This is a genomic window from Pelatocladus sp., assembly GCF_059505505.1.
The window spans coordinates 1-7,907 of record NZ_JCACKS010000108.1; the positions used below are offsets into that span (position 1 = coordinate 1).

Sequence of the window (7,907 nt, forward strand, 5' to 3'; positions counted from 1 at the left end):
GTAAACAATAACTCTACTACGGAAAGCCCTCTTTATTTTGGCGAAGGTATTGTACATTGAGCCAGATTATGTATCTTCCCGCTCTAAACTATCAGTAACTGTATCAAACCCTGATTTTAATGTTGAAACAGAATCTGCAAGGACTGGTCTCAAATCCTTGCATGTATTGGCTTGTGAGTTTTCGGATGGGTCTACTATTATTCGCTCAAAATTTTCTATCAATCCTCAAACTTTATAGTCAAGCGTTTGCATTCAAATAGAATCCCTGCGTTAGAACAATCTAGTTAACTCTCAAGAAATTGGATGTTAGCAAGTCTTCTTACTTTTATTCGCTACCCCGACTTATTGAGCCGATACTCTTTATCTATCTTAGATTATGTCCTAACTAGCCCGGCGGTTGCTATATCAGAAAATATTTTTTTCAACAGGAATTTGACAGGTCAGGTTACATATAGTTAAGATATAGTCATAGTCGTAATGAGTTTGCTTATCAAAACAAATTTTACTTCAGGAAGTTTAGCCAACTTCAAAAAAAATATAGGAGTTCTGTAAATCTATCTGTCGCATTATTTTTTCAAATTGGTGTGAAAAGCTCAAAATTAGGGAATTTTTTTGAAGTTAATTATTAGCTGGATGATTGATTATGGTAAAAATAGTTGGCATTGGTGGCAGTCTAAGGGCAGACTCTTATAGCCAAATAGCTTTACGTTTGGCAGCCCAACGGGTAGAAGCTTTAGATGCAGAAGTGGAAATACTGGATTTACGGGAAATGCAGTTACCGTTTTGTAACGGAGAACAGGAGTATCCAGATTATCCAGATGTGCAAAGATTGCAGTATGCTGTGAGTCGTGCTGACGGCTTAATTTTAGCAACACCAGAATATCATGGCAGTATCAGTGGTGTTTTAAAAAATGCCCTGGATTTGATGAGTTTTGAGCAATTGTCTGGTAAGGTTACAGGATTAATTAGTGTGTTGGGGGGACAACCTAACAGCAACGCGCTCAATGATCTGAGGATAATTATGCGTTGGGTACATGGCTGGGTGATTCCCGAACAAATTGCCATTGGACAAGCCTGGAAAGCTTTCAGTCCTGAAGGGAAGTTATTAGATGACAAGCTTGCACAACGTTTTGATCAGTTTGCTCAGAGTTTGGTGGATAATACCCGCAAGCTCAGAGAAGTGGATTAGTTAGATTCCAAAAAATTGGGAATAGAGCGATCGCATAAAAATTGGGAAAAGCTTCGTAATGCTGGCTCAATCTTTACTTCTTATATCAGCCCTTTTCATGAGAACATGGTTATTTTTCTATCCACCTTGAAAGGGCTACTCCGTCAAAAGACAAAAAGAAACTATTGGTTTTGAATCCCCTAAATTTATTTATGGGGATTCTCTTTTTATTTTTTACTTTTTCAATGGATATTTAATTTCGAGAAAAAGTAATTTTATCGACTGCAACCTTTGAAATAGGTGTCATCTCTCCAGTTTCTATATCAACGGAAAAAAGAGAATTAGTTCCTTCATATTTAGGATCGGCAAGCGCATAAACTTCTCCTGATGGAGAGAAGGTAAGACTTAGTAAATCATTTCGCAAAGGCTGTTGGTCAAACATCAATGGTGACAAGCTGACAATGTTTCCTTTGCCAGTAACCATAGACCTATTATCCAGATCTAGCTGTATCAATCTTGTAATACCTTCCCTACCAAGAGTAGTAGCATAAATTTTTCCATCCGGGCTAATGGCAAGATTGCTAAATCGTCTATCCGATGGTAGTTCCGGCAAACATAAATCAGAATCAGAAGAGACTTTGCCATTTTCTGGGTTAATTATCACCATCTCAAAAGGAGGAATGCCTCTATTGAGACTTACTATAGCAATTAGTTTGTCATCTTTCGTAGCCACTAAATTTTCAATTGTACAATTGGATTTTTTAAATCCTGATATTTTTTTAGATTTAGAAGAGCGACGATTAAAAAATACCAGTTTACTATAATTTCCGTGTTTGGTTAATGCTGTACTTACAAGAACAAATGTCCCATTTGATAGGGCAGTAAAACCAGTTATTCGCTCAGTTGGTTCAGTGTATAAACTTTGATTGCTCGTCTCAGTTTTTGTATCAGTATTATCTACTTTTATTGGGAGAATCTCATTAAAGGTTTTAGGTATAATCTGGCTCGTTAAAGCCTGCCTAGTAGTTGGCAAGTCTAAAGAAAATAAAGAAATTGCTGGGGTAGTATTAGCTAAGTCGCTAGAGATTGTTTGGCTTAGACTTTGCTTTTTGTTAAATTTTGCTCCAATGAGCGAGTGTAATCTATTTGTCAATGTCTTACCTCCAAATTTGGCGATCGCTATTCATAGCATCAACTGACCAAATTGTTGACATTTAAATTTTCAGATTCTAAATTGGCAAGTTTAGTATATGTTAGTTTGATGCTAATCAATATTAATCTTTGCAAAATTGTGAAAGTGTACGGTAGTGCATAGACCAGCAAGTAGATGTGTTGGTGTTAGTTGCTATCACTTAACTGTGTTAATTATCAGAAGTATGAAATGTTAGCGATCGCCTGCCATTATATATAGTAAAATATTTTTATACCCAGAAATAAAAAAATAAATCCAGAAGGCGTGAGAAAATCAAATTTCAACTTTTGATATTCTTGAGTAGGTATTTTGCATGTCTTCGTTTACGACCTCAACAGCTTCTACACTTTCCTATCTAGTGATTGGTGGCGGTATGTCTGGTTTGATTGCAGCTACAGTACTACGTGATCGCCACATGCAAGTTACTGTAGTTGATAAAGGTCGGGCGATTGGTGGAAGAATGGCAACTCGTCGCATCCAAAATGCTCAATACGGCGAAGGTGTTTTTGATTACGGCGCTCAATATTTTACTGTCCAAAATTCAAGATTTCAAACTTTAGTCAATAGCTGGATTCAAGAAGGAATTGTTAAGCAATGGTCACTTAATAATCACATTTTGAGTAGAGAAGTTTACTATCGAGGAATCAGTAGTAACCGTGCGATCGCTCATCATTTGGCTGAAAATTTAGATGTCCATACAAACACAAGAGTTGTCAATTTTACATGGCTAGATGATTATTGGCAAATCCAAACAGAAACCAACGATATCTTCTCAGCAGATGTATTATTACTAACGCCACCCCTACCCCAAACTCTAGAATTATTAGAGCGATCGCAAATACAATTACCACCACAAACAAAACATCGACTAGAACAAATTGTCTATTATCGTTGTATAGCAGTACTAGCTTTGTTGGCACAACCTAGTCAGATTCCCAATCCTGGGGGTATGCAGTTAGATGGAAATCTCCTGAGTTGGATTGCTTGTAATCAAAAAAAAGGAATTTCACCCCAAGGTAACGCGGTGACACTCCATGCAAATTCTGAGTTTAGCGAAACTCATTGGGAAGCGGATAATACAGTTATTACCAATCAACTTTTTGAAGCTGCATCACCGTGGCTAGGATCTTCGGTGATTGATTATCAAGTGCATCGCTGGCGCTACAGTCAACCGCAGACAGTATATGGTGAACCTTACTTGGTGCTGACTGAACCAGGGCCAATAATTGTGTGTGGGGATGCTTTTATTCAACCAGATGTTGAAGGTGCTGTTTTGTCTGGGTTAGCTGCTGCTGATTTCTTATTGAATGTATAGTGTGGCGATCGCAACAATTTAGTTAACCCCAATTACCAACACGGGCAGATAATAATAAGTATGCAGGCGTGCATGAGATAAGATAAAAAAGTTATCTTCCGCCGATCAGCAAAGCCGTTCGGTGAGATTTCCTTGTACCTATACGGCTAAATCCGAAGGAAGAAAATATGTCATGGATGCAGTTAAGCGTCAATACAACAGAAGAGGCTGTCGATTGGGTCTGTAGCCTACTTGCTTCGACTAACTATACCAGTGATATTCGGATTGCAAAACATACTGAATCCAATTTACACGAACTAACAGATCAAGATATCACACACTCCTGCTGGGCATTTACTATCTGCTTCTATCTACCCTGCGACGTTTATACAAATGTACGCAGATCAGAAATTGTTGACTTGCTTTCACCCTTAGAAAGGGTGGGACTCGCTACTACTATTCACACAGATATATTTGATGAAAAACCAACCAATTCCGCAGAAATCAGCCCCGTTATTCGCCGTATAGGCGAACGGTTTGTCGTGCTTTCTTCTGATACACCTGATCATTCTCAAGCGGTAGACGAAGTTACTTTGAGATTGAAGACAAGTCTGGCTTTTGGTAGTGGTTTGCATCCAGCAACTATCCTCAGCCTCCAGCTACTTGAACGCCATGTTGTTCCCGAAATGAATGTTCTCGATCTGGGATCGGGTTCGGGTATTCTGAGTGTCGCGATGGCGAAGCTGGGGGCGCAAGTATTGGCGCTAGACAATGATCCGATTGCTGTGGAATCAACTCATGATGCTGTAAATCGCAATCGGGTTGAGCAGCAGGTAAGAGTGATGGAAGGGAGTTTGGGACAGGGAAGCAGCTTAGGACATTGGCTGGGAAGGGATATAATAAATAACGTGGCAACCATTGAACCAACAGCAAATTTTGACCTCATCATTGCAAATATCTTAGCGCGGATACATATCGCCCTCGCCCCTGATTTTCGGCGGGCGCTGCGTCACACTGATAAGCAAGCAGGTATATTGATTACATCCGGTTTTAGCATCGATTATGAAGATGCAGTGACAACATCTTTAAAAGAGGAAGGATTCGAGGTTATCGATTGTGAAAGATTAGATGAATGGGTTGCACTTGTTTACAATTTGAGGTAAACCAAGCTACAAAACATGGGATTGAAACCAGTTTTGTAGCTGTGTAGGGCGTGTTATGCTGTATTATCTTCTTTGTCAAATAGTTCTAGTAAACCAAACGTGAAAGCGATCGCCAATAATAATCAAGTCTATAGTACCTTTGTAGACTGCAAGGCGCGATTAACTGCACTCAGTATTGCCAAGATCGAAGCCGTGACAATATTAGTATGAATACCTACACCGTACAATGAACCCTGGATAAAATCACCAGCGATTTCAACACAGGCGATCGCATCTGCATTACTTCCACCATTGCGCGATCGCTCTTCGTAATGGTGAATCTGTATATCTAAACCCAGAGCATTGACAAAAGCGTCAATTGGTCCATTACCTTGACTTTGAACTGTGATGATTTTCTCATCCTGTTGCAGTCGAACTGCAATGTTTTGCACTCCACTGTAATCATCAGTTTCAGATAGGTGATGAGTCATGTATTTCAGTGGCGTACAAACTTGCAAATATTCTTGCTTAAATAATTTCCAAATATCAGCAGAGGACATTTCCTTACCAGAAGCATCCATTGCTTTTTGAACAATTTGGCTAAACTCGATCTGCAAGCGGCGAGGTAATATCAAATCATAATCTCGTTCCAGCAAGAAAGCAATCCCACCTTTGCCTGATTGACTGTTCACCCGCACCACAGATTCATAGGTGCGTCCCACATCTGCTGGATCGATGGGTAAATATGGAACTTCCCATACAGCATCTGGTTTCTGTACAGCAAAGCCTTTTTTAATGGCGTCTTGATGGGAACCAGAAAAAGCAGTGAATACCAAATCGCCGACGTAGGGATGACGGGGGTGAATGGGTAATTGTGTGCAATCTTCAATGATTCTAGCAACTTCGTTTATATTGGAAAAATCTAACCCAGGATGGATGCCTTGAGTGTAGAGATTCATTGCCAAGGTGACTAAATCTACATTTCCGGTGCGTTCACCATTACCAAATAAACAGCCCTCAACCCGTTCAGCACCTGCCATTTGGGCAAGTTCTGCGGCTGCAATTGCACAACCGCGATCGTTATGGGGATGGACGCTAATAATCACGCTATCTCTGCGAGTTAAGTTGCGGTGCATCCACTCTACTTGATCTGCAAAGATATTCGGTGTGGCAACTTCGACACTTGCGGGTAAATTGATGATAGCTTTGTGTTGTGGTGTGGGTTGCCAGACATCTAAAACCGCATTGCAGATTTCTTGAGCAAAATCTAATTCTGTGGCTGTAAAAATTTCGGGTGAATATTCAAATTGCCAGTTTATATCTGGTTGTTCGGCTGCTAATTCTGGAAACAATTTAGCTGCATTAACTGCCAAATTGATTGTTCCTTGGCGATCTAAACCAAAAACGATGCGACGAAAAACAGGAGAAACTGCATTATATAAATGTACGATCGCACGTTTTGCTCCTTTTAAAGCTGCAAAGGTACGACGAATTAATTCTTCTCTGGCTGGTGTTAAAACTTGGATAGTTACGTCATCAGGAATTAATTCTTGTTCGATCAAACATCGGACAAAATCAAACTCAGTTTGAGAAGCGGAAGGAAAAGCAACTTCTATTTCTTTGCAACCAATGCTGACTAAAAGCTGAAACAGGCGTAACTTGCGGTGAATATTCATTGGTTCAATTAACGCCTGATTTCCATCTCTTAAATCAGTACTCAACCAAATTGGGGAATGAGTAATTGTTTGATTTGGCCAAGTGCGTGTACTCAAATTAATTGGTGCAAATGGGCGATATTTTGTTGCAGGATTTGTTAACACGTTCGTTTCTTCCTTTGTTGTTGATCATTGTCGTGAGGCGTTGTGGTGAAAATAATTGCAGAAAAACTTGGGCTGTCAGGTTCCCACATTATCCAACCCTGACAACCCTTGTTTAGTCGTAGTAGCGCCTCGAAAGCTAGATGTAATTGCATAAAAACCTCTAATTTGTTGTTTGTTCTCAGGACGTGGAACGTTTCATTAATTCTTAGCGAATCCTTTTTAAGAAGAACTCTGCGTCCCTCCGCGCTGACTTTGCGATCCTTTGCGTTTAAAAAAGCTATGATTTTACGCAAAGCTGTACTTAGGCACAGTTGATACTTGAAAATCAATGTAGACGCAAAAACGTCTTACTGTAAGCTACAGTCTAATTTCCTAATTGAATAACTGACAAAAAAACTCTTAGTGAAGACATAGTAGCAGCCCTAGCCCTAGTGAGAGGCTAGAAGTTAGTCGTAGAGATAGCTGCTGAGTAAACATAGTCTTGCACATTAATTCACTATATATTAATGAAAATAGTAACTCCAGACAATCTACAGGTCAACCCTTGCGATTTTGATTTTAGATTAATGCCACTGATACCAATTAAATATGAAGCTGCACATTATTTTAACCCCTCCCAACCTCCCCTTACCAAGGGGAGGTGCCGAAGGCGGTGGGGTTCTTTCTATGCATCTTCATATGGAAATGGTATGAGATAGACAACATTAAGACGTTTGTTCACAACGTTAACCCATCCATAGAGAACATCAAGGCGTTTGTTCAATCCGCTTCGACCTTGCTTATTAACATTCCCTCATCCATAGAGAACGTCAAGGCGTTTGTTCAATCCGCTTTGACCTTGCTTATTAACATTCCCTCATCCATAGAGAACGTCAAGGCGTTTGTTCAATCCGCTTTGACCTTGCTTATTAACATCAAGACGTTTGTTCATAACGTCAAGATTTTCCTTATCAACATCCACAAGTATCTTCTCCCCTACACCCCACACCCTTACACCCTTACTCCCATAGTTCTTGTAGCAAAAAACGAAACCAAAACAGACTCAAGTGGCATTAACCATAAAATAACAATAAATTTCTAGGGATTTATCTCAAAAAGCCCAATAATGTACAAACGACAGAATTTTGACTGTCACAAACCAGGGGTTGAAAGAGATAAACAGCTAAGGGTGCAAGGGAACCTCACAAATAAATAATGTTGTTGGTCAATTGTTGAGGAATTTCATACCAATTTGAACATTAAACATCTCCAAAATAGTATATTTTGTGGTAAAAGAACGTCAATAGAAGTT

At 39.6% G+C, this 7,907-nt stretch carries 5 protein-coding genes; 3 read left to right on the top strand and 2 right to left on the bottom strand.

The features are described from left to right. Positions 1 to 643: 643 nt before the first annotated feature. Entirely contained in the window at positions 644 to 1,189 is a 546-nt protein-coding gene (locus AC5JMK_RS10235; RefSeq protein ID WP_096677976.1) for an NADPH-dependent FMN reductase, read from the top strand. Positions 1,190 to 1,421: 232 nt separating this feature from the next. On the opposite strand, the gene AC5JMK_RS10240 is transcribed toward AC5JMK_RS10235, so the two are convergent. Next, a complete protein-coding gene (locus tag AC5JMK_RS10240; RefSeq protein WP_495910009.1) occupies positions 1,422 to 2,321 on the bottom strand; it encodes a hypothetical protein in 900 nt (299 codons plus the stop codon). 352 nt (positions 2,322 to 2,673) lie between these two features. Here AC5JMK_RS10240 and AC5JMK_RS10245 point away from each other — a divergent pair, with 352 nt between their 5' ends. After that, positions 2,674 to 3,675: an NAD(P)/FAD-dependent oxidoreductase gene (locus AC5JMK_RS10245; protein WP_096677975.1), complete on the top strand. Its 1,002-nt coding sequence runs from the start codon at positions 2,674 to 2,676 to the stop codon at positions 3,673 to 3,675. A gap of 167 nt (positions 3,676 to 3,842) precedes the next feature. Then, positions 3,843 to 4,817 carry a 50S ribosomal protein L11 methyltransferase gene (locus tag AC5JMK_RS10250; RefSeq protein ID WP_495910010.1) on the top strand — a complete coding sequence of 325 codons (975 nt, stop codon included), beginning with the start codon at positions 3,843 to 3,845 and terminating at the stop codon, positions 4,815 to 4,817. A gap of 128 nt (positions 4,818 to 4,945) precedes the next feature. On the opposite strand, the gene leuA is transcribed toward AC5JMK_RS10250, so the two are convergent. Then, positions 4,946 to 6,616, bottom strand: coding sequence for a 2-isopropylmalate synthase (leuA, locus tag AC5JMK_RS10255; protein WP_495910011.1), 1,671 nt, complete (start codon positions 6,614 to 6,616; stop codon positions 4,946 to 4,948). Positions 6,617 to 7,907 lie beyond the last annotated feature (1,291 nt).

Coding starts and splice junctions, on each gene's coding strand:
- AC5JMK_RS10235 (WP_096677976.1), top strand. CDS start 644: ATGGTAAAAATAGTTGGCATTGGTGGCAGTCTAAGGGCAGACTCTTAT.
- AC5JMK_RS10245 (WP_096677975.1), top strand. CDS start 2,674: ATGTCTTCGTTTACGACCTCAACAGCTTCTACACTTTCCTATCTAGTG.
- AC5JMK_RS10250 (WP_495910010.1), top strand. CDS start 3,843: ATGTCATGGATGCAGTTAAGCGTCAATACAACAGAAGAGGCTGTCGAT.